General features: G+C 32.4%; 20 protein-coding genes. 7 read left to right on the forward strand and 13 right to left on the reverse strand.

The features are described 5' to 3' along the window. Positions 1-2: 2 nt before the first annotated feature. From purT to ACIQ16_RS04655, 3 genes are all read right to left on the reverse strand, one after another. Complete coding sequence (gene purT / locus ACIQ16_RS04645) at positions 3-1,172, reverse strand: formate-dependent phosphoribosylglycinamide formyltransferase (protein ID WP_396149100.1); 1,170 nt, start codon at positions 1,170-1,172, stop codon at positions 3-5. A gap of 286 nt (positions 1,173-1,458) precedes the next feature. Next, positions 1,459-2,646: a pyridoxal phosphate-dependent aminotransferase gene (locus tag ACIQ16_RS04650; protein ID WP_396149102.1), complete on the reverse strand. Its 1,188-nt coding sequence runs from the start codon at positions 2,644-2,646 to the stop codon at positions 1,459-1,461. Between the two features lie 58 nt (positions 2,647-2,704). Beyond that, positions 2,705-3,802, reverse strand: a complete 1,098-nt coding sequence (locus tag ACIQ16_RS04655; RefSeq protein ID WP_291241752.1) for an acyl-CoA desaturase — start codon at positions 3,800-3,802, stop codon at positions 2,705-2,707. 109 nt (positions 3,803-3,911) lie between these two features. Between ACIQ16_RS04655 and rsmG the strand changes: the two genes are divergently transcribed. After that, positions 3,912-4,541, forward strand: a complete 630-nt coding sequence (gene rsmG / locus ACIQ16_RS04660) for a 16S rRNA (guanine(527)-N(7))-methyltransferase RsmG (RefSeq protein WP_396149153.1) — start codon at positions 3,912-3,914, stop codon at positions 4,539-4,541. 57 nt (positions 4,542-4,598) lie between these two features. Here rsmG and ACIQ16_RS04665 read toward each other — a convergent pair whose 3' ends face one another. The 6 genes from ACIQ16_RS04665 to ACIQ16_RS04690 form a co-directional block, all read right to left on the reverse strand. Further along, positions 4,599-7,901 (reverse strand): PA domain-containing protein, encoded by a 3,303-nt coding sequence (locus ACIQ16_RS04665; RefSeq protein WP_396149104.1) that lies wholly within the window; start codon positions 7,899-7,901, stop codon positions 4,599-4,601. Positions 7,902-7,990: 89 nt separating this feature from the next. After that, on the reverse strand, positions 7,991-9,334 hold the full coding sequence (locus tag ACIQ16_RS04670; RefSeq protein WP_396149155.1) for a deoxyguanosinetriphosphate triphosphohydrolase: 1,344 nt from the start codon (positions 9,332-9,334) through the stop codon (positions 7,991-7,993). A gap of 76 nt (positions 9,335-9,410) precedes the next feature. Continuing rightward, positions 9,411-9,632: a hypothetical protein gene (locus ACIQ16_RS04675; protein WP_291241755.1), complete on the reverse strand. Its 222-nt coding sequence runs from the start codon at positions 9,630-9,632 to the stop codon at positions 9,411-9,413. An 82-nt stretch (positions 9,633-9,714) separates the two neighbouring features. Further along, the gene (locus ACIQ16_RS04680; protein WP_396149106.1) at positions 9,715-12,141 is read right to left on the reverse strand and encodes a ribonucleoside-diphosphate reductase subunit alpha; all 2,427 of its coding nucleotides are present in this window, start codon (positions 12,139-12,141) and stop codon (positions 9,715-9,717) included. A 169-nt stretch (positions 12,142-12,310) separates the two neighbouring features. Then, a complete protein-coding gene (locus tag ACIQ16_RS04685) occupies positions 12,311-13,288 on the reverse strand; it encodes a ribonucleotide-diphosphate reductase subunit beta (RefSeq protein WP_353078270.1) in 978 nt (325 codons plus the stop codon). Positions 13,289-13,556: 268 nt separating this feature from the next. Further along, on the reverse strand, positions 13,557-14,123 hold the full coding sequence (locus ACIQ16_RS04690; RefSeq protein ID WP_396149109.1) for a DUF3109 family protein: 567 nt from the start codon (positions 14,121-14,123) through the stop codon (positions 13,557-13,559). Between the two features lie 102 nt (positions 14,124-14,225). On the opposite strand from ACIQ16_RS04690, the gene ACIQ16_RS04695 reads away from it, so the two are divergent. The 3 genes from ACIQ16_RS04695 to ACIQ16_RS04705 are packed head-to-tail and all read left to right on the forward strand — an operon-like array spanning position 14,226 to position 15,654. Continuing rightward, positions 14,226-14,798 (forward strand): MarC family protein, encoded by a 573-nt coding sequence (locus ACIQ16_RS04695; RefSeq protein WP_396149111.1) that lies wholly within the window; start codon positions 14,226-14,228, stop codon positions 14,796-14,798. Positions 14,799-14,849: 51 nt separating this feature from the next. Next, a complete protein-coding gene (locus ACIQ16_RS04700; protein ID WP_396149113.1) occupies positions 14,850-15,044 on the forward strand; it encodes a hypothetical protein in 195 nt (64 codons plus the stop codon). Between the two features lies 1 nt (position 15,045). Beyond that, entirely contained in the window at positions 15,046-15,654 is a 609-nt protein-coding gene (locus ACIQ16_RS04705; protein ID WP_396149115.1) for an FAD-dependent oxidoreductase, read from the forward strand. Positions 15,655-15,658: 4 nt separating this feature from the next. Here the strand turns inward: ACIQ16_RS04705 and ACIQ16_RS04710 are convergent, their stop codons facing one another. The 4 genes from ACIQ16_RS04710 to fbp all read right to left on the reverse strand — a co-directional run bounded on the left by ACIQ16_RS04710 (position 15,659) and on the right by fbp (position 19,498). Beyond that, complete coding sequence (locus ACIQ16_RS04710) at positions 15,659-17,248, reverse strand: S41 family peptidase (RefSeq protein ID WP_396149117.1); 1,590 nt, start codon at positions 17,246-17,248, stop codon at positions 15,659-15,661. Then, positions 17,241-17,672: a deoxycytidylate deaminase gene (locus ACIQ16_RS04715; RefSeq protein WP_396149119.1), complete on the reverse strand. Its 432-nt coding sequence runs from the start codon at positions 17,670-17,672 to the stop codon at positions 17,241-17,243. The genes ACIQ16_RS04710 and ACIQ16_RS04715 overlap by 8 nt, the downstream gene beginning before the upstream one ends. Before the next feature lie 148 nt (positions 17,673-17,820). Beyond that, entirely contained in the window at positions 17,821-18,411 is a 591-nt protein-coding gene (locus ACIQ16_RS04720; protein WP_396149121.1) for a HupE/UreJ family protein, read from the reverse strand. 79 nt (positions 18,412-18,490) lie between these two features. Then, on the reverse strand, positions 18,491-19,498 hold the full coding sequence (fbp, locus tag ACIQ16_RS04725; protein ID WP_396149123.1) for a class 1 fructose-bisphosphatase: 1,008 nt from the start codon (positions 19,496-19,498) through the stop codon (positions 18,491-18,493). 236 nt (positions 19,499-19,734) lie between these two features. Here fbp and ACIQ16_RS04730 point away from each other — a divergent pair, with 236 nt between their 5' ends. The 3 genes from ACIQ16_RS04730 (at position 19,735) to ACIQ16_RS04740 (ending at position 22,601) form a co-directional block, all read left to right on the forward strand. Continuing rightward, on the forward strand, positions 19,735-20,223 hold the full coding sequence (locus ACIQ16_RS04730; RefSeq protein WP_396149125.1) for a GNAT family N-acetyltransferase: 489 nt from the start codon (positions 19,735-19,737) through the stop codon (positions 20,221-20,223). A 51-nt stretch (positions 20,224-20,274) separates the two neighbouring features. Further along, positions 20,275-21,525: an aspartate kinase gene (locus tag ACIQ16_RS04735; protein WP_291241768.1), complete on the forward strand. Its 1,251-nt coding sequence runs from the start codon at positions 20,275-20,277 to the stop codon at positions 21,523-21,525. Between the two features lie 248 nt (positions 21,526-21,773). After that, positions 21,774-22,601, forward strand: a complete 828-nt coding sequence (locus tag ACIQ16_RS04740) for a UDP-2,3-diacylglucosamine diphosphatase (protein ID WP_396149127.1) — start codon at positions 21,774-21,776, stop codon at positions 22,599-22,601.

The raw sequence follows: 22,601 nt of genomic DNA on the forward strand, positions 1-22,601 counted from the left end.
TTTTAACTATTTACTTGTACTAAAGTAGCTATTTTTTTTGCTCTTTCAACAATTTCTTCAATGGGTGTATTTAAATTATCATACGTTAAGGTTACACCCATTCTTCTGTACGGTCGAGACGTTGGTTTTCCAAAAAGTCTGAAATCTGTTTTAGGTTGAAACGCTACGTCTTCAATTCCTGTAAAAGTTGGATGATTTGAATTTTCTGAAGCTAAAATAACGGCACTTGCGCCAGCTCTTTCTTGTGTAATTTCGAAAATTGGTAAACTTAAAATAGCACGTAAATGCAATTCAAATTCGTTAAAATTTTGCGTATTGGCTAAAGTTACCATACCTGTATCGTGAGGTCTTGGTGATAATTCTGAAAAATATACACCTTCGTTTGTTAAGAAGAATTCTACCCCAAAAAGTCCTGCACCACCTAAAGCTTCGGTAACTTTTTTTGCCATTTCTTGTGCTTCTAAAATATCTGCTTGTGAAACTTTGGCTGGTTGCCAACTTTCTTGATAATCGCCTCGTTCTTGACGGTGACCAATTGGCGCGCAAAAAAGAGTGGGCAAATTATTATTTTGAGTTACCGTTAAAAGCGTAATTTCAGAATGAAAATTTACAAATGCTTCTACAATTACTTCTACAATATCGCCACGTGAACCTTCAACTGCATAGTTCCAAGCTTTTTCAATGTCTTCATTTGATTTTATTGTAGATTGACCTTTTCCAGATGAACTCATTAATGGTTTAACTACACAAGGCATTCCTACTTCGGCAACTGATTTTTGTAATTCTTCGAAAGAAGTAGCATAACGATACTTAGCTGTTTTTAAACCTAAATCTTTGGCAGCTAAATCACGAATCGCTTTTCTGTTCATGGTGAAATTGGCGGCTTTCGCAGAAGGCACAACTGTGATTCCTTGTTTTTCGTACTCATAAAAACGTTCTGTACGAATAGCTTCGATTTCTGGAACAATAAAATCAGGTTGGTGTTTGGCTACAATTCTGTCTAATTCAGCGCCATCAAGCATATTGATTACTTCAAAACCGTGAGCAACTTGCATTGCTGGTGCGTTTTCGTAGCTATCTACAGCAATTACGGTTTGTCCGATTCGTTGTGCAGCAATTACAAATTCTTTTCCAAGTTCACCAGAACCTAATAGAAGTATTTTTTTATTCATTTTTGTTATTTTTAAATTTCAAAATTCGTTGTTTAAACTTGGAATGTTGAAGAACGAATGTTGAATGTTGAATTGGGGTTGCGTTAGGGAATGCAGTGAAAATCCTTTTTTTAATTGCCTGAGGTTCTCGAAGGTAATTAAAAAAGATTGTAACGTAATGCCCGACCTGAAAGGGAACGCCCATAATTAAAAAACCATTAAGACATTAAGTTATATTAAGTTATTCTCTTAACTATCTTAATTCCTTAATGGTTCATTTTATTTTTATTTTTATTTTTATATTATGTTAAACTAAAGCGTCTTTTATTCTTTTGATAGCTTCAATTAACTGTTCTTCGCTTGTTGCGTAGGATAGTCGTAAACAATTTGGACTTCCGAATGCTTCGCCAGTTACGGTTGCTACGTTGGCTTCGGCTAATAAATACATAGCAAAATCTGTAGCGTCTTTAATTTCGGTTCCTCTTAACGTTTTTCCAAAATAAGCTGAGACATCAGGAAACACGTAAAAAGCACCTTCTGGATTAGTTAATTTGAAACCTGGAATATCTTTCATTAATCCGAAAACTAAATCGCGGCGTTTATGAAAAGCATCAACCATATATTTTATTTGAGAAGGATTTGCTTGTAATGCTGCAATAGTAGCTCGTTGGGCAATTGAATTGGCACCACTTGTTACTTGACCTTGCATTTTTGTACACGCTTTTGCGATGAATTCTGGCGCACCTATATAACCAATTCTCCAACCTGTCATAGCAAATGCTTTTGCCACACCATTTACGGTAATGGTATTGTTTTCCATTCCTTCGATTGAACCTATAGAACAATAATCATCAGTGTAATTTATATGTTCGTATATTTCATCTGATACCACATAAATGTTTGGATATTTTTTTAAAACGGCAACTAAAGCGGTTAATTCTTCTTTGCTATATACTGAACCTGAAGGATTACAAGGCGAACTGAACCACATCATTTTTGTTTTTGGTGTGATGGCCGCTTCTAATTGTTCTGCTGTGATTTTGAAATTTGTTTCCACTGAAGTTGGTACTTCTACTGGAATTCCTCCAGAAAGCTTAATAATTTCAAAGTAAGAAACCCAAAATGGTGCTGGAAGAATTACTTCATCACCATCGTTAAGCATTACTTGTGCAATATTGTATAGTGATTGCTTTGCACCTGTTGAAACAACAACTTGATTAGGCGTATAGTTTAGATTATTATCTCTTTTAAATTTTAAGCAAATAGCTTCTTTCAATTCTAAATAACCATCCACAGGTGAATAGGTTGAATAATTATCATCAATTGCTTGCTTGGCTGCTGCTTTTATGAAATCTGGCGTGTTGAAATCTGGTTCGCCTAAGCTTAAACTAATAATGTCTTTTCCTTGTTGTTTTAATTCTCTTGCCAATGCAGCCATTGCTAAAGTTTGTGAAACTGCAAGATTGTTAATTCTTTCAGATAAAATGTGATTCATTTTGTGTAGTTAAATATGATATAAATGAAGAAACGCGATAAATCGCGTCTCTGTTTTCTTATGCTAATTGAGGTCGTTTACCTAACTCTTTCAAATGTTTGAAATGGGCAATTACTGCACTTCGCATACTTTGATATTCGAAATAAGGTAACTCGCATTCGGCTGCAGTTTGTTTTACAAATTCTGCAATTTTACCATAATGAATATGGCTTATATTTGGAAAGATATGATGTTCTATTTGATGATTTAGTCCGCCGGTATACCAATTTACAATCCAATTTTTTGGAGCAAAGTTAACTGTTGTTAACAGTTGGTGTATGGCCCAAGTATTTTCGATTTCACCCTCTTCATTCGGGTGTGGATTGATGGTATCTTCTGTAATATGCGCTAATTGAAAAACAACACTTAATATCATTCCAGCTGTATAATGCATTACGAAAAACCCTATTAATATTACCCACCAACTTGCCACTCCAAAAACTAAAGGTAATACAATCCAAAAGCTGAAATACACAATCTTAGAGATTACTAAACCTGTCCAAAGTGTTTTAGGATTTGGCGTATTACCATAAGATAATTTTCTTTTTAAATAACCGCCCATTTGTTTAAAATCGGTAGTTAAACACCAATTGATAGTAAGTAATCCATATAAAAATATTGAATAATAGTGTTGAAATGCATGAAATTTATACCAAGTAGCTTCTTTGGTGAAACGGATTACTCTACCAGCATCTAAATCTTCGTCATGGCCAGGAATATTAGTGTAAGTGTGGTGCAATACATTGTGTTGTACTTGCCAATTATACACATTACCCGCTAAAATATAGATACTTCCGCCCATTATTTTATTTAACCAAGTTTTAGAAGAATACGAACCGTGATTTCCATCATGCATTACATTCATTCCAACACCAGCCATACCAACACCTATGATTATTGATGCAAAAAGATAAGCTAAAACAGGAATATCAATGAAAAAAATCACAAAAAACGGGATGAAAAATAAGCTGAACATAATGCCCGCTTTTAAATGCAATTTCCAGTTCCCTGTTTTATCAATATTATGCTCTTTGAAATAGTCGTTAACTCTTTTATTTAGTGTTCTAAAAAATTGATTTTTATCTGTTCTTGAAAAAGTTGGTGTTTGCATTTTCATCTAAATATTTATATATTAATTCACAAATATACTACTATTTTTCGAAAATTTATTATGACAAATATCATATGACATAAAAATTGTATTTTTGCAAAAAATAAACAATAATTTGGAACTGATATTAAAGTATTTCCCCGATTTAACCCCATTACAGGTTGAACAATTCACAAAATTATACGATTTGTATACAGATTGGAATTCAAAAATAAATGTAATTTCAAGAAAAGATATAGAGGAGCTATATTCAAGACATGTTTTGCATTCTTTAGGCATTGCAAAAGTGATACAATTTCAACCAGGAGCAACAATTTTGGATGTAGGAACTGGTGGTGGTTTTCCAGGAATTCCGTTGGCAATTTTATTTCCTGAAACACAATTTTATTTGATTGACATTATTGCAAAAAAAATAAAAGTAGTTCAAGAAGTAGCAAAAGGATTGGGTTTAAAAAACGTAAAAGCGGAACAAAAAAGAGCCGAATTAGTAAAAGAAGAATTCGACTTTATTGTAAGCCGAGCCGTAACCAATATGCCAGATTTTGTAAAATGGACAAAAGACAAAACGAAGAAAAATTCTGTTCACGAATTAAAAAACGGAATTTTATATTTAAAAGGCGGCGATTTAACAGAAGAATTAGCCGCGTATAAAACGGTTCAATTATATAATTTACCTGATTTTTTTGAAGAAGAATTTTTTGAAACTAAAAAAGTGGTGTATTTACCGTTAAAGTATAAATCATAATAACTAAAAAAGCCTGTTTAATAAACAGGCTTTTTTTATGTTAGTTTATAAATTTTATTATTCTATAATAATTTTTTCAGTGTAATTTAATCCTTCACCACTTAATTTTAAAACATATATTCCTGAAGAAAATGAAGATAGATCTAACGTATTAGATGTGTTAAAATTATTAATATTCTTGTTAAATACTTCTCTTCCGTTAATGTCAATAATTTTTACCGAAACCTCATCAGAGAAATCTTTAATATTAATATTCAAATTATCTTTAACTGGATTTGGATATATAGAAACATTTTTATTGTTAGTAAACGTGTCGTTATTAAGAACTGTATTAGTAAATGTACCAGAGAAAACTCCTCTACCGTATGTTGCTGCAAAAACAACGTTATCGTTTCTCAAATCCAAATCTGTAACTTTTACATTACGCATTCCGTTATAAGATTGGTACCACGTTGGTGTAGTTGAATTAAAATTATTTGTATACCAAACTCCTAAATCCGAACCTACAATCACTTCTGTAGTGGGTAATAATGGATTTTGAAGAATACATCTTACAGGAATATCCGGGAAATTTCCTTCTTTATTCACCCAAGTTGGTGTTGCAGAAGTACCATTTGTTGTATGCCAAATACTAGTTACATTATAGTTACTCATGGTAACAAAAATTTCATCATTTGAAGTGCCGTATTCAATATCTGATATTGTTCCTACAAAAGCTGATGAAGATATATCTGTCCAAGTTGCTGTAGTATTTGCATTTGAAAGTCTTAAAACTCTTCCATTTCTGGTTCCTACTAATAAAGTTGTAGAAGTTACATTATATTTAGACACCGCAAAAGCAGTGGGCTGACTTGTTAACAAAGCATTCGTTAGTGTTGTTTTTCCAACAGTTCCTGTTAAACCAACGTTTGTATATCTTCTTATTTGAAAAGTAGTACCATTTGTATAATCAGAATATAAAATATTTAAATTTGAGTCTAAAGTCATTGGACATATAAATGCACCGTTAACTGTTGATTCATTATTAATTACTTTAACCGCGCCACCTGTAGTTCTTCTATTAATACTTTGATTATACACATAGTTAGAAATATAATATTTATCTGCGCCTTGATCAAACATTGTAAATGCTCCGTCGCCACCTTGTGACTGAACACTCTGCTGAGCGCCAGAACTTACTGATGGAAAATATTGTGTGCCATTGTCTTGAGCACCCGCAGCAAAATAGTCGTTAACTAAATTTCCACCGGTTGCTCCAGTAGGAGCTACGCCTAAACTGTAAAACTGAGTAACATTAAATCCGGTATTTCTAGAACTAGTATTTGTTCCTCCGTCTAAAGAATAATATACACCTCCATCATTACCAAAAATTATTTTAGTATTAGCAGATGCTCCATTCCCAAAAGCTAAACCATGTTGATCTGCATGAACATTCTGATAACCAAAACCGCCATACCAATGAGATAATTGGGTATAAGATGCACCACCCGTTGTAGATTTAAATAAATCAATTCCACCTAGATAGATAATTTCATCATTTACAGGATCAGCGGCAATCAATAAATCGTAAAAAGCTTGACCTCTAGTAAAATCTGTTGCAGGTATTCCGGCATCTGCATCGATTGGTAAGGGCAAATTTGTAGTAGTTGCGAAACTATTTACTGTTTTGGCAATTACTACTGAATTCGGAATTTCAGCTAAAACGTATACTTTATTTGGATTGGTTTTTGAAACAGCAATTTGTGTTCGTTCTCCTGAAGCCACACTATATTTTTGTTCAAAAGTAACACCATCAACAGATGAAAAAACTCTACCTCCACCGATTCCAAAAAGTGAATTATTGGTTGAGGCTACCCACATTTTTCCACCTGAAGTAATCTCAATATCATTTGGTGCGGTTTTACTTCCATTGCTTGTAAGTGGTAAAGCAATTTCTGTCCAAGTAACACCGCTATTCGAAGACTTATATAAACCATATTCGTTACCTCCTAAAAGTGCACCAGCAGTTGGTGTTGAAGCCGCAGCTACATATATTTCTGAATTTCCAGCATTATTTCTAATTGCTACATCATTTATGTGCTGAATTCCTGGAACAAAATTTGCAGTTAGAATTGAAGAATTTAATGGATTTAAAGTAACATTAACTGGGCCATTCTCTAATGCTGTAACTAAAGCATTACCATCTTGTTGTGAAATTGCAACTGACGGAATTGTAACCGTTCCAAAAGTATCTACACCACCCATAGCTGCAGGAATTCCAGATACATTATTATACACAATTACAGCTATAGCACCGGCATTTACTGCACTTGTGCATTTTTGAATAAATGGACAAGTTCCTCTTTTTATCAATGCAATTTTACCATTTATGGATGCAGCATTTATAAAGGGTCCACATCCTTCATTTGGAAGTAAAGTGCCATCATCTACCAAAACAATATTAGAAGTTATGGCTGTTGTAATTGGTACCCCGAAATCAGTTGTTTCAATAGCAGAAAAGGAACTTACTGCAGGTGAATTTACAGTAACAGTAGAACCTGATTGATAATAAGTAGGACCCGAAACACCACCTAGTACTTTTACCCAATTATTTCCACCATTTGTTGACTTCCATAATCCATCTCCAGTAACATCTCCGCCCACAAATGATTCTCCTGTTCCCGCATAAAAAATATTTGAATTATTTGGATCAACAGCTAAACAAGTTACATTTAAATTATCTGGAATATTCACACGAGTCCATTCAGAATTTTCATTAGAAATATTTGTATTCTTCCAAATTCCTCCACTTACACCTCCGGCAAAAACAGTTTCATTTGTTGAGTCATTTGGATCAAAAATTACAGCTCTTGTTCTACCGCCAACATTAGTAGGGCCTCGTTCAATCCAGCTATTGTCAATTCCATCACCGGGAGCTCTAAAAGCCGTTAAATCTTCATTTCGTTGCTTTTCAAGTTTTTGTCTTAATAGTTCAAGTTTCTCAGGAGTAGGTCGTCCAATTGATGGATCCATTGTAGCTTCCCAATCGCTTTCGTAATATTTATTTGGAGGAAGACCTAAAGCTTGTCTCTCAATTTTTGTTTTTTTAAGGGTTTCTTTATATGGGCTTTCAGATAAATAACATGCATGTAATGCTCGTAATTCATCAAATTTAGAAATTGGTTTTACTGGAACTAGCTGTAAATTCTCAACTGAATTTGTATTAGTTTTCGGTAAAGTTGAATAATCATTAGATTTTTTAAATGCAGTATTTCTTACAGATACTTCTTTTTTAACTTTTGAGTTAAGTATTTTTGATTCAGTACAACTGATAAAATTAAATAAAGAAATTCCAATAACTACTAGTAAGTGCTTTTTCATAAACAGTTTGGGTTATATAATAAAACTCAAAATTAATCTATAAATGAGTAAAACACAAAAAAATTAATATTCTTTTTTATTTTGTTCAATTATATTTTAGTTGCATTGATAATTTTATAAATTTCAATAGCTTTTCCATCTGTTAACAAGGAAACAAACTGACAAATATTTAATAATTTATCATACATTGTTTCTTTATTTCCTTTGTATTTTTCTGGAAGGATATTCATTATTAATTTATCAAAATTTGTACCAGAATTAGTTGAAGTTTGAATATATGCTTGAATAAAAACATCTAAAAGCGTATGAATAACTTTATATCCAATGATTTCTTTTTCAATTACTTCTTTTGATTGATAAATATTTTTGACGCTAATATTAATAATGTCTGAAATTTGGGCTTTATACTGGCTTTTATCCATTAAAGAAACTGAAAATTCTCCTTTTAATATGGCAGTTTCATTATCCATAAATACAGAAACCGCATCATTTATTAAGCTTCCAATAGCTAATGCGCGTAGGTAACTAATGCGGTCTTCTTTGGTTTGAAGTTCGTTGTATTTTTTAGAATCGATAGATTTTTGAACCAATTTTATTAAATATTCTAAAGCGAAGTCTTCATTAATTAATCCTAATTTTATGCCATCTTCAAAATCAATAATTGTGTAGCAAATATCATCAGCCGCTTCAACTATAAAGGCTAAAGGATGACGAAAATAGCCTACATCAGGATTCGATTTGTTCGAAATCATACCTAATTCTGAGGCTACTTCTTGAAAGAATTGTTTGTCTTGTTGAAAAAAACCGTATTTTTTATCGCAAATGTTTGAAGTTGGCTTTTTGGGCAAACTTTCTTTCGGATATTTCATAAACGTTCCTAAAGTAGCATAAGATAATCGCAAAGCGCCCTCTACTCCTTCTCTGTTTGATGTTAAAATAGAGAAACCATTTGCATTTCCTTCAAAATCAATAATATCTTGCCATTCTTTTTCAGTTACATCCGACTTGTATTTCTGTCCACTTCCTGAAGAAAAATATTCTCCAATTGCTTTTTCTCCAGAATGTCCAAAGGGCGGATTTCCAATATCGTGCGACAAACAAGCCGCAGCAACAATAGCTCCAAAATCATTTAATTGATAGCCGTGAATTTCTTGTAAATGTGGGTATTTTTCTAAAATTTTTTTCCCAACCAATCTTCCTATAGAACGACCAACAACAGAAACTTCCAAACTATGTGTCAAACGCGTATGCACAAAATCTGTTTTAGAAAGCGGAATTACTTGTGTTTTGTCTTGAAGCAAACGAAATTCTGAAGAAAAAATAATTCTATCGTAATCTACTTCAAAACCTAAACGGGTATCGTCTTGTTCTTTTCGTAATCTTTTACTCGTGTCGCCTTGTCGTTTTAAAGACAAAAGTTGTTCCCATTTCATCATTGCAATCGGTTTTAAAAATACGAAGATAGGAATTTAGAAATAAAAAAATCCTTCGTATTGAAGGATTTTAAATTTACTCTTTTAAATTAGATAAGAAAAACAAACTTGATTTTTTTGGATACTTATCATAACTTTTATCGCTTGGATTTTCTATAACGGTTTTCAAATTAACCTCATCGCCAATTTTAAACTTTGAAACCACTAATTTATAATCTAACATATACGGCCCACAGAAAAAATTTCCGTCAGCGTCTTGTTCAATTAATCCTGTATAAACTCCTTTTTCTTTTGCCATGATTTTATTTTTTTCAAAGGTATAAAAAAACAGGCATTAAAAATAATGCCTGTTTTATATAATATAATTTATGTTTTTCTACTTATGAACCACACATTTCGCAATCGTCTGGACCAGCATTTTTGGCCAATTCAATCATAGCTCGGTATTCTTCAGCAGACATAGTTTCATTTACTGGCTCTACCGCTTGCACTACTTCCAATTGTTCTTTTGGTTGAATGTTTTGTATCGGTTCTGCTTTTTTATCGTTGTTTAAAGTAAATTTAATCGCATCAACAGCTGCTTTTGTTCTTAAATAATACATTCCTGTTTTTAAACCTGATTGCCAAGCATAAAAGTGCATTGACGTTAATTTTGCATAATTCGCATTTTGCATAAATAAGTTTAACGACTGCGATTGATCTACGAAATACCCACGGTGACGCGACATATCAATAATGTCTTTCATAGACATTTCCCAAACCGTTTTGTATAATTCTTTTAAATCTTGAGGGATATTTAAATTTTGAACGGATCCGTTTTCACGCATTAATTCTTGTTTTAAATCTTCTGTCCACAAGCCTAATTTTACTAAATCTTCCAGTAAATGTTTGTTTACTACTATAAACTCTCCAGACAACACTCTACGTGTATAAATGTTTGAAGTATACGGTTCAAATGCTTCGTTATTTCCTAAAATTTGAGAAGTAGAAGCCGTAGGCATTGGTGCTACTAACAATGAGTTACGTACTCCAAATTCCATTACTTCTTTTCTTAAACTCGCCCAATCCCAACGTCCAGATAAATCTGAATCTTGAATTCCCCATAAGTTATGTTGAAATTCTCCTTGAGAAATTGGAGAACCCTCAAAGCTGGAATACGGTCCTTCTTCTTTTGCCATTTCCATAGAAGCAGTAACTGCTGCAAAATACATAGTTTCAAAGATTTCTTGATTTAATGTTTTTGCTTCATCACTTGTAAAAGGTAATCGTAACATAATAAACGCATCGGCTAAACCTTGTACACCCAATCCGATTGGACGATGACGCTTATTTGAATTTTCTCCTTCAACAACTGGATAATAATTCCTATCAATTACTTTATTTAAGTTTCGAGTAACACGTTTGGTAACGGTATAAAATAATTCGTGATTAAATGCTCCATTTTCAACAAACATAGGTAATGAAAGTGAGGCTAAATTACAAACAGCAATTTCATCTTTGGAAGTAAATTCCATAATTTCGGTACATAAATTCGAAGAACGAATGGTACCTAAATTTTTCTGATTTGATTTTCTATTTGCTGCATCCTTGTACAACATATATGGTGTTCCAGTTTCAATTTGCGATTCTAGAATTTTTTCCCATAACTCATGTGCTTTGATGGTTTTTCTACCTTTTCCTGCCGCTTCATACGACGTGTAAAGTGCTTCAAATTCTTCACCATGCACATCATATAAACCAGGACATTCATTTGGACACATTAACGTCCAAAGTCCATCTTCTTGAACACGTTTCATAAATAAATCTGACGTCCACATAGCGAAAAACAAATCACGAGCACGCATTTCTTCTTTACCTGTATTCTTCTTCAAGTCTAAGAAATCAAAAATATCAGCGTGCCAAGTTTCGATGTAAATGGCGAAACTTCCTTTACGTTTTCCACCACCTTGATCTACGTAACGCGCAGTATCATTAAACACACGTAACATAGGAACAATTCCGTTAGAGGTTCCGTTAGTCCCTCGAATATATGAACCTGTGGCACGTACGTTATGAATTGATAATCCAATTCCACCAGCAGATTGAGATATTTTTGCGGTTTGTTTTAGCGTGTCGTAAATACCATCAATACTGTCGTCTTGCATTGCTAAAAGGAAACAAGATGACATTTGTGGTTTTGGCGTACCTGCATTAAATAATGTTGGTGTAGCGTGTGTGAAGAATTTTTTCGACATTAAGTCGTAGGTTTCCAACACTGCTGGTAAATCATTTAAGTGAATTCCTACTGAAACACGCATCAACATATGCTGCGGACGCTCAACAATTTTTCCGTTAATTTTTAATAAATACGAACGTTCCAAAGTTTTAAATCCGAAATAATCGTAGTTAAAATCTCTGTTATATATGATATGAGAATTTAAAAATTCTGCGTTTTCTTGAATTACTTTATGTACTTCTTCTGATAAAAGAGGCGCTGCTTGATTGGTTCTTGGATTTACATAATGATACATTTCGCTCATCGTTTCCGAGAAGGATTTGTTGGTATTTTTATGTAAATTAGAAATGGCGATACGAGCTGCCAATTGTGCGTAATCAGGGTGAGCAATTGTCATTGAAGCGGCCGTTTCAGCTGCTAAGTTATCTAATTCTGAAGTAGTTACCCCGTCGTACAATCCTTCAATAACTCGCATAGCTACTTTTACAGCGTCTACTAAATCGTTTAAACCATAACACAGTTTTTTAATTCTGTCTGTGATTTTGTCGAAACTTACTGGCTCTTTGTGGCCATCTCTTTTAATTACGTACATAGTTTTTGTTTTTTTGAAACAGCAAATCCCTTTACTGATTCGGGTTATTTGTAATACTTATTTTTTAGCCAGTAAGTAGGGCTTGTCGCTTTTTAAGAACAAAAGCAACTTACGTTTTAGGAAAAGTGAATAGCAGGATTTGGGGAAATCTGTATTGTAAGTTTTTCTTTTAAAAATCAGCGTCAAAAGTAATTTTTTGAGCTTCAGTATCTGTATTCATAACACCTGCTTTTTGGTATTCAGCTACTTTTTTCTCAAAGAAATTTGTTTTTCCTTGTAACGAAATCATATCCATAAAATCAAATGGATTTGAGGTATTGTACTCTCTATCGCATCCTAATTCTACTAATAATCTATCTGCTACAAATTCTAAATATTGCGTCATTAATCCAGCATTCATTCCAATTAATGAAACAGGTAACGATTCTGTAATAAATTCTCTTTCGATATTTAACGCATCAACAATAATGGTTCGGATACGATCTTTTGAAACTTTGTTTACTAAATGATGGTTGTGTAAGTGTACGGCAAAATCGCAATGTACGCCTTCGTCACGAGAAATTAATTCGTTAGAAAAGGTTAAACCTGGCATCAATCCACGTTTTTTCAACCAGTAAATAGAACAAAATGCTCCCGAGAAGAAAATTCCTTCTACAGCTGCAAACGCTATCAAACGTTCTGCAAAAGAATCCGATTCGATCCATTTTAAAGCCCAATCTGCTTTTTTCTTGATTGCAGGAAACACATCTAAAGCGTTAAATAATTCATTTTTCTCAGCTTCATCTTTTACGTAAGTATCAATTAAAAGCGAATAGGTTTCAGAATGGATGTTTTCCATCATAATTTGAAAACCATAGAAAAATTTAGCTTCTGCATATTGCACTTCATTTACGAAATTTTCAGCTAAATTTTCATTTACAATTCCGTCAGAAGCAGCAAAAAATGCTAAAATGTGTTTGATGAAGTATTTTTCATCAGCAGACAACTTATTATTCCAATCATTTAAATCTTGAGACAAATCAATTTCTTCAGCTGTCCAAAAACTGGCTTCCATTTTTTTATACCATTCCCAAATATCGTGGTGTTTGATAGGAAAAATTACAAATCTGTTTTTGTTTTCTTGTAAAATTGGCTCAACGATTGACATAAGTAATTGATTTTATAATTTTAAGCGAGATACATTCTCTATATTTTTAACTCTACAAATTTCAATAAATCAATTGAATAATAAAAGTCAAACTTATTCACAATTTGACTAAGTTTTTAACAATCATACATTATTACAAAAATTAAAAATATTTTTATAATTATTTGATTATCAATATATTAAATAACGTTAAACAAAATAAAAAAATCGGGTTAATCAGCTGAAAACACAACTACTAACACGATTTTTTGAGGTGTTTTTTTGAGGTCTATTTTTTTAAATCTTCGGCTACTTTTTCTAATTCTTCGTACCAATCGATTCCAAATTTTCGAACCAAGGCTTCTTTTACAAATTTATAAACAGGAACTTGTAATTCTGCTCCTAAAGCGCAAGCATCTGAGCAAATATGCCATTTATGATAATTTACCGCTGAAAAATCGGAATATTCTTTTACTCGAACTGGGTATAAATGACAAGATACTGGTTTTTTCCAACTTACTTCTCCTTGATTATAAGCTTGTTCGATCCCACAAAGTGCGGTTTTATTGTCGAAAATTACATACGCGCAATCTTTCCCATCAATTAATGTAGTTTCTAATTCGCCATCCGATCCGATAACGTGCGTTCCTTGTGCTTCAATAGCGGCAATACCTTCTTTTCGTAAAAATGGTTTCACTTTCGGATAAATAGCTGCTAAAATTTGAGTCTCTTCTTGGGTTAAAGGAGCACCCGCATCGCCATCTACACAACACGCGCCTTTGCAAGCAGATAAATTACAAACAAAATCTTTTTCTAAAATTTCTTCAGAAACAATGGTTTTTTGAAGTTGAAACATACTTATTTTATTTAAAGCGCAAAGATAGGAATTAAATACGGCAAATTTCAATTTGAAAACACGCCAATAGAACTTAATCCGTATCTTTGCAAAAAACATTTTATGATTGACTGGAAAGAAGTTTTTACCATATCGATGATATTATTTGCTGTAATTGATATTTTAGGGAGTATTCCTATTATTGTAGATTTACGAAGTAAAATTGGACATATACAATCAGAAAAGGCAACTATAGTTTCAGCTATTATTATGATTGCTTTTTTATTTGTGGGAGAAGAAATTTTAAAATTAATTGGTATTGACGCCAACTCGTTTGCTGTTGCAGGATCGTTTGTGCTTTTTTTCTTAGCATTAGAAATGATTTTAGGTGTACGATTATATAAAGAAGATAACCCAACTACTGCTTCCATAGTTCCTATTGCCTTTCCATTAATTGCAGGTGCTGGAACTATGACGACTTTATTATCTTTACGAGCCGTTTATGATAAAATTAATATCATTATTGCTATTTTAATTAACGTTATTTTAGTGTATGGTGTTTTAAAATCTTCCGGTAAAATTGAAAAATTATTAGGTGTAAATGGTTTAGGAATAATACGAAAAGTTTTTGGTGTTATTTTGTTAGCCATTTCAATTAAGTTATTTGCCGCTAACGTTAAAGGATTGTTTGTATAATTTAAATAAATCGTTGCCGTAGAGATCCTCAAGCAACTAAAAAAATGAAAAATGAAAATATTTAGTTACATTATTATCGCATTATCAATAATCACAATTATTTTTAATGCTACAAAAATTGATTTTGAAAAACCATTTGAAGGTGAAAGCACCATCGCATTAATTGGAATTATCGCCTCGTTTTGCGCTGTTCTTATCGTAACACTATTTATGGTGGCTAGAAAAGTAGTAGAACAAACAAAATAATATGTTTGATGTTTTAATAATAGGTGGCGGTGTTGCTGGAGTTTCAGCTGCATTAATTTTTGGTTCAGCTAAAGAGAAATCATTTATGGTGGATAAAAAAATTGGCATTATTGCACATCAGAAAAATTCTTCGTTACAAAAAGCTATTTTTAATAATGCTTACGGAATTTCTTCAGGAAAATTAGGTAGCGAATTGTTAGAGGAAAGCATAACCCATTTATCTGAAAATTATCCGCATATTACACAAATTGAAAACGAGAAAGTTTTGAAAATTTCTGGTGAGTCAGGTAATTTCAAAGTCACTACAAATAAAAATAATTACCAATCGAAATTAGTTATGATTGGAATTGGCGCTGTAAATCCGTTTACAATTGAAGGTTTGGAAAACTACATTATTCCACACAAAAAAGCGTCTCCAGAGAAAAACAGAATTCAGTTAGAAAATAATGATCATTTGGTAACAGAAGGTATTTATGCTATCGGAACTTTAGCTGGCCATAGAAGTCAACTTGTAATTGCTGCTGGAAGTGGCGCAAGTGCTGCTACAGATGTTTTGACTTTATGGAATGATGGGAAACCAGTTCAGATTCACGATGCTGTGAAGGAATAAATTGTTATTTCTGCTTTTCTAAAACTTTAGTAATCATTTTGTCTTTTGGAAGTACAATTTGGTAATACGAAGTGTCGTTAAATAATTGTTTTGAAAATTCAGCATATAAATACGTTAGCACTTGTTCCTTTTGATTGGATATATTAAAAAGCAAGCCATTTGAAGTAATATACTCTTTAAATTGATTAAAATATTTGTCCTTTTTAAACAATTCGTTTTTTAACTGTGCTGCATTCATTTTACTGAAAAATGCTCGATTTTCATCTAATTTTTCAAAGGCATAATAGCTCATTATTTCCGATTGCAAAAGTAATTCTAAACCTTCTTTATTATGATTTTTTTCAATCGGTACAAATACATCAGGGATAATTCCGCCGCCGCCATATACAATTCTGCCTTTTTTGGTTTTAAATTTTAAACTATCGGCTACTTTAATGCTATCTGCTTCGTATAATTCGCCACTTAAAAAACGCTTTTCAAATTCGTTAAAATACTTTTCGCCTTTGTCTTCATAAGGTTTTTGAATACTTCTGCCTGAAGGTGTATAATATCTTGCAATGGTTAATCGTACCGCAGAACCATCATTCATTTTCATTTCGCGTTGCACCAATCCTTTTCCGAAAGAACGACGTCCAATTATAGTTCCTCTGTCGTTATCCTGAATGGCACCTGCGAAAATTTCACTTGCCGAGGCACTATTTTCATCTATTAAAACGTACACACGGCCTGTTTCAAAAATACCTTTTGAAGTAGCGTAAGACACATCTACATTTCCTTTTTTATTTTTTGTTTTAACGATTACTTGCTTGTCTTTTAAGAATTCATCGGCCATTGCAACAGCCATTTCTAAGTAACCGCCACCATTTTCTCTTAAATCTATAATTACCTCTGTAATTTCTTGCTTTTTTAAAGAAACTAAAGCGTTATGAAATTCACTATATGTAGTTTCGGCAAATCGATTTACTTTAATATAACCTGTTTTATCGTTAATTTTTGTGGCAACATCTATACTTTTTACTGGAATTAAATTTCTAACAACAGTTACTTTAAATTTTTTATTTTCAGATTTTCTATACACTACCAAATTAACAGGCGTATCAATTTCGCCTTTTAAAATAGGAAATAAATTTTCTGATTGGTATTTTTTATTGAAAAGTTGCTTGTTATTGGCAAATAAAATTCTATCCCCTGATTGTATTCCCGCTTTTGCAGAAGGGCCGTTTGGAATGGGTTTAATAACCGTTAACGTGTCTTTATACATATAAAAATTTACGCCAATGCCTACAAAATTCCCTTCCATACTTTCATTTACAGCTGCCAATTGTTCTTTTGGAATGTAAATTGAATGTGGGTCGAGATTTTCTAGAATTCCGGAAACTGTTAAATCTACAATAGAATCGGTATTTACTTCATCTACATATTCTTTATCAATAAAATCAAGTAATTTATTAAGCTTTAATTTTCCTGCAGATTTTGAACCTAAGTTGGTTTGTTGTAAAACATCTAATTTACTTCCCAATAACATTCCACCCGCAAATGATAAGGCGATGATTATAGGTATATAAATATAAAATTTATTTTGATGTTTACTCATTAACTACTTGTAAATGTTCCGCGTCTACACCGGCTTTTCTTAAAAAATCTACACCTGAAGTGTCTTTGTATTCATTTAAATACACCACGCGTTTTATACCGGATTGATGAATTAATTTGCTACATTCTTTACATGGTGAAAGGGTGATATAAAGTGTAGCTCCTTCACAAGATTGTGTAGAACGCGCCACTTTTAATATAGCATTTGCCTCAGCGTGAAGTACGTACCACTTTGTTAGGTTTTCTTCATCTTCACAACAATTTTCAAAGCCACTTGGTGTACCATTATAGCCGTCAGAAATAATCATTTTATCTCTAACAATAATAGCCCCTACTTGTTTGCGTTTGCAATAAGATAACTTTCCCCATTCGGTTGCAATGCGCAAATAGGCTAAATCGTATTTTAATTTTTTCTTTTCTTTCATTGTTAAATTTACCGCAAAGAAACGCAAAGTTTCTCGCTAAGGTTCGCAAAGTATTTATTTGTTAATACTTTTAGAACATATTATATGGAATTAATACTAATTTTGTGTTACTCTGCAAACTCTTTGTGTAGCTCTGTGAAAATAACTTCTATTTAAAAATTTCGCTTTGTAATATCATTGGCAAAACTACACCAATTATACATCCTGACAATACCAAAGCCCAATCTCTTTTTGAAAAACGGAAAAAAGTTTGAAGAATATAGGCAATAAGCAATACGGCAAGAACCACTATTAGTTGAGCGGCCTCAATTCCTAAAGCAAATTCTAATAAAGGAACTAACTTAGTCATTCCAGAACCTACCATTATGGTATTAAAATAATTTGAAAATCCAAGTCCGTGAATTAATCCGAAACACACTGTTACCATAGCTGCAAAAGAAATAGTGTCTTTTTTTGCCGATTTGCTAGCTGTAAACAAATGATATAAAGCAGTGATTAAAATAGTAATTGGAATAAGGAATTCTACAACAGTTACCGAAATAGAAACCACCCCAAAAACAGATAAAATTAATGCAAAAGTATGCCCTAAAGTAAACAAACTTACTAATAAAAACACGCGTTTCCAATCTTTAAACGTGTACGGAATTAGTAAAGCAATTAGAAAAACGACATGGTCATAAGCCGTGATATCTAACACGTGCTTTAATCCCATATTAAAATATATTAAAAATTCTTGCATACCATTTCATTTAAAAGGTTTTTCAAACTTACAGAATTTTTAGGAAATAAAAAAGCGACATTTCTGTCGCTTTGTATTTTTATTTTGCTTGTTCCATAAATTCTTCGGCTTTTTCCACCATACTTTTTACCCCGCAGAAAAACGGCACGCGTTGATGCAATTCGGTTGGGATAATTTCCATAGTTCTACCAAATCCGTCAGAAGACTTTCCTCCTGCTTGTTCGGCAATAAATGCCATTGGATTGCATTCGTATAACAAACGTAATTTTCCTTTAGGGGATTTAGAACTGGTTGGATAAATATAAATGCCTCCTTTAATCATATTTCTATGAAAATCAGATACTAAACTTCCTATATATCTTGAGGTATATGGTCGATCGTTTTCTTCTAATTGGCAATATTTTATGTAATTTTTAACCCCTTGAGGAAAATGCACATAATTTCCTTCGTTTATAGAATAAATACTTCCATTTTCAGGAAATTTCATATTGGGATGCGACAAATAAAATGTTCCGATAGCTGGGTTTAAGGTAAATCCGTTAACGCCACAACCGGTTGTGTACACCAACATAGTTGACGTACCATAAATAACATACCCAGCCGCTACTTGATTTATTCCTGGTTGTAAAAAATCTTCTAAAGTTACTGGCGTTCCAACTGGCGTAATTCTTCTGTAAACTGAAAAAATTGTTCCAACAGATACGTTCACATCAATATTTGAAGAGCCGTCAAGCGGATCCATTAATACCACATATTTGTTATTATGACTTTTATCTGAACCTGCAACCGTTATAAAATCGTCGTTTTCTTCGGAAGCTATACCGCAAACAATTTCTCGGTTTATTAATGTTTGAATAAAAACTTCATTGGCATAAACATCCAGTTTTTGTTGGTCTTCACCTTGAATGTTTTGATCTCCAGCGGCACCTACAATATCCACTAAACCTGCTTTGTTTACTTTGTAGTTGACTACTTTTGCCGCTAAACGGATGGAGTTGATAATTCGGGATAATTCGCCAGACGAATATTGAAATGCATTTTGATTTTCGATGATGTATTCACCTAAGGTTTTGTTGCTTTGTTCCATTACGAAATCGATTGAGTAGAATTGTTGTGCAAATATCGTTATTTTTGTGATAATGCGAAATTAATTTAGAAAGTTGTTTGTGTATATGTATTTTTGCAGAAGAATGTATTGAAAAAACGGATGTAAAATAGCCCTGATTGCAACGGCATCCTTTTTATTTTATGTTGACTGAGGTTCTCGAAGGCAACATAAAATAAAAAGATATAGTGGAAAGCAGGAAATAGCTTCAAGAAAAAATGATTATAAGAAAAGGAATACCAGAAGATATGCCAGAAGTTTTGGCTTTAATTACAGAATTAGCTATTTTTGAAAAAGAACCGAATGCAGTGGTTGTAACTATAGAAGATTTAGTCCGAGATGGCTTTTCTGAAAATCCTTTATTTTATACTTTTGTAGCAGAAGTGCAAAATGAAATTATTGGTGTAGCTTTGTATTATTATCGATTTTCAACTTGGAAGGGAAAAACCATTCATTTAGAAGATTTAATAGTTAAAGAAAAAAACAGAGGAACTGGCGCTGGATTTGCATTATACACCGAAATTATAAAACAAGGCAAAAAAGATAACGTAAGAAGAATAGAATGGAACGTGTTAGATTGGAACACACCTGCTATTGAATTTTACAAAAAAAGCGGGGCAACTGTTTTAAATGATTGGCGCGTGGTTCATATGGATGAAATAGGAATTGACACATTTATAAATAATATAGAAAAAACAACTCATTAAAATTCAATAACCAATTGGGATTTGAAATTTTAATATTGTAATTGATAAGTTATGAAAATATTTAAATTTGGGGGCGCTTCTGTAAAAGATGCTGCAGGAATAAAAAACGTATTAAATGTATTACAAACCGTTGGTTACGAAGATGTAATGTTAGTGATTTCCGCTATGGGAAAGACTACAAATGCACTTGAAGTAGTAATTAAAAATTACTTTGAAAAGTCGAACGAATTATATGCTTCTTTACAAGACATCAGAAAATATCACAATCAAATTTTATTAGATTTATTTGACGATGAGGAGCACGAAGTATTTTTTGATGTAAACACGCATTTTGATGATTTAGAATATTTTGTTAGAAGCAATAAATCGCCAAATTATCCTTTTGTGTACGATCAAATTATTAGTATTGGAGAAATGGTTTCTACCACTATTGTGAGTCATTATTTAAATGCTGCAGGAATTACAAACCAGTGGTTAGATGTGCGTCACTACATTAAAACGGATGCGAATTACAGAGATGCCAATGTAAATTGGGAATACACTCAAAAATTGATTTCTAAAATAAATAGAAAAAAATCGTTATTTATTACCCAAGGTTTTATTGGTGCAGATGAAAATAACTTTACTACTACGTTAGGTCGTGAAGGATCTGATTATACGGCTGCCATTTTTGCTTACTGCTTAGGTGCTGAAAGTGTAACCATTTGGAAAGACGTTCCAGGTGTTTTAAATGCCGATCCAAGGTATTTTGAAAATGCGGTGTTGCTGAATCAAATTTCGTACAGAGAAGCAATTGAATTGGCCTTTTATGGCGCAAGTGTAATACATCCAAAAACCTTACAACCTTTACAGAAAAAAGAAATTCCGTTGTATGTAAAATCATTTCTAAACCCTACATTACCTGGGACAAAAGTAGGAACTGGCGTAGATTTAGAACCTAAAACATCTTGTTTTATTGTAAAGAAAAATCAAATTTTAGTATCGCTTTCCTCAATTGATTTTTCATTTATAATGGAAGAAAATATTAGTGAAATTTTCGCTTTATTTCATAAACATAAAATTAAAGTGAGTTTAATTCAAAATACAGCTATTAGTTTTTCCGTTTGCATTGAAGACACCTTTGATAAATTTAAAGATTTGAAAACCATTTTATCAAAAAAATTCAAAGTTTCTTATAATGAAAACGTTTCTTTATACACCATTCGTCATTTTGATGCCATTTCAGCAGAAGTAATTGAAAAAGACAAGAACGTTTTAGTAAAACAAATTAGCCGCGAAACATTGCAAATTGTAACGCAGTAAAAAACCAAAAACTTCACGCGAGACCCTTTCAGGGTGACAAACGTCGTCGTGTTTGTGATTTGTCGAATTATTTACACCTATTTTATCATGCTGAAAGCATCTCTTCTTAGTTGAATTGCATAGCGTTATGTCAGATACTTTCAGGGTGACAAACGTTGTGGTGTGATTTATAGCGATTTCTTAATTTTCTAATAGTATTTACTTAACAAACAAACTGTTACTTTGCCAAAACAATACTGAACCGTATTATGGCAAGAGATGTTGATGTTGTAGTTATTTCCGATACCCATTTAGGAACATATGGCTGTCAAGCAAAAGAACTTTTTACTTATTTGAAATCTGTTTCTCCAAAAACATTAATCATTAATGGTGATTTTATTGATATTTGGCAATTTAGCAAAAGTTATTTTCCAAAATACCATTTAAAAGTGATTAAAAAAATTATTGATTTGGCCTCAAAAGGGACTGAAGTCGTATATATTTTAGGAAATCACGATGAATTTTTACGTCGATTTGCCGATACTTCTTTCGGAAATATTGAATTGACGAATAAAAAAATAATGACTCTAGATGGTAAAAAAGCCTGGTTTTTTCACGGTGATGTTTTTGATGCTTCTGTACAACATTCAAAATGGATTGCCAAATTAGGCGGTATTGGTTATGATTTTTTAATTCGTTTAAATGTATTAACCAATTGGTTTTTAACGCAATTAGGAAAAGAAAAATATTCGTTTTCTAAAAAAATAAAAAACAACGTTAAAAATGCTATTAAATTTATTGGAGATTTTGAAAACGCTGCCACAGAATTAGCCATAAAAAATGAATTTGACTATGTAATTTGTGGCCACATTCATCAACCTCAAATACGAGAAGTAGAAAGTAAAAACGGGAATTGTGTGTATTTAAACAGTGGTGATTGGATTGAAAACTTAACCGCTTTAGAATATCACAACAAAAACTGGAGTATATACACTTACAACAAATACGATTTTAAAGAAGAATTGGATTCAGAGCACCAAGATGTAGATTTGAAAAATATAGATGAATTAATTAAAGAAGTAATTTCATTTAACTAA

Source organism: Flavobacterium sp. (genome assembly GCF_044360715.1).
GTDB lineage: Bacteria > Bacteroidota > Bacteroidia > Flavobacteriales > Flavobacteriaceae > Flavobacterium.

Bases quoted from the DNA above. Each gene is read 5' to 3' on its own strand.
- ACIQ16_RS04740 (WP_396149127.1), top strand. From the start codon at position 21,774: ATGGCAAGAGATGTTGATGTTGTAGTTATTTCCGATACCCATTTAGGA.
- fbp (WP_396149123.1), bottom strand. From the start codon at position 19,498: ATGGAACAAAGCAACAAAACCTTAGGTGAATACATCATCGAAAATCAA.
- ACIQ16_RS04680 (WP_396149106.1), bottom strand. From the start codon at position 12,141: ATGTACGTAATTAAAAGAGATGGCCACAAAGAGCCAGTAAGTTTCGAC.
- ACIQ16_RS04715 (WP_396149119.1), bottom strand. From the start codon at position 17,672: ATGAAAGAAAAGAAAAAATTAAAATACGATTTAGCCTATTTGCGCATT.
- ACIQ16_RS04720 (WP_396149121.1), bottom strand. From the start codon at position 18,411: ATGCAAGAATTTTTAATATATTTTAATATGGGATTAAAGCACGTGTTA.
- ACIQ16_RS04685 (WP_353078270.1), bottom strand. From the start codon at position 13,288: ATGTCAATCGTTGAGCCAATTTTACAAGAAAACAAAAACAGATTTGTA.
- ACIQ16_RS04735 (WP_291241768.1), top strand. From the start codon at position 20,275: ATGAAAATATTTAAATTTGGGGGCGCTTCTGTAAAAGATGCTGCAGGA.
- ACIQ16_RS04655 (WP_291241752.1), bottom strand. From the start codon at position 3,802: ATGAAAATGCAAACACCAACTTTTTCAAGAACAGATAAAAATCAATTT.
- ACIQ16_RS04730 (WP_396149125.1), top strand. From the start codon at position 19,735: ATGATTATAAGAAAAGGAATACCAGAAGATATGCCAGAAGTTTTGGCT.
- ACIQ16_RS04710 (WP_396149117.1), bottom strand. From the start codon at position 17,248: ATGAGTAAACATCAAAATAAATTTTATATTTATATACCTATAATCATC.
- ACIQ16_RS04705 (WP_396149115.1), top strand. From the start codon at position 15,046: ATGTTTGATGTTTTAATAATAGGTGGCGGTGTTGCTGGAGTTTCAGCT.
- ACIQ16_RS04690 (WP_396149109.1), bottom strand. From the start codon at position 14,123: ATGTTTCAACTTCAAAAAACCATTGTTTCTGAAGAAATTTTAGAAAAA.
- ACIQ16_RS04665 (WP_396149104.1), bottom strand. From the start codon at position 7,901: ATGAAAAAGCACTTACTAGTAGTTATTGGAATTTCTTTATTTAATTTT.
- ACIQ16_RS04695 (WP_396149111.1), top strand. From the start codon at position 14,226: ATGATTGACTGGAAAGAAGTTTTTACCATATCGATGATATTATTTGCT.
- ACIQ16_RS04675 (WP_291241755.1), bottom strand. From the start codon at position 9,632: ATGGCAAAAGAAAAAGGAGTTTATACAGGATTAATTGAACAAGACGCT.
- ACIQ16_RS04650 (WP_396149102.1), bottom strand. From the start codon at position 2,646: ATGAATCACATTTTATCTGAAAGAATTAACAATCTTGCAGTTTCACAA.
- purT (WP_396149100.1), bottom strand. From the start codon at position 1,172: ATGAATAAAAAAATACTTCTATTAGGTTCTGGTGAACTTGGAAAAGAA.
- ACIQ16_RS04670 (WP_396149155.1), bottom strand. From the start codon at position 9,334: ATGAAATGGGAACAACTTTTGTCTTTAAAACGACAAGGCGACACGAGT.
- ACIQ16_RS04700 (WP_396149113.1), top strand. From the start codon at position 14,850: ATGAAAATATTTAGTTACATTATTATCGCATTATCAATAATCACAATT.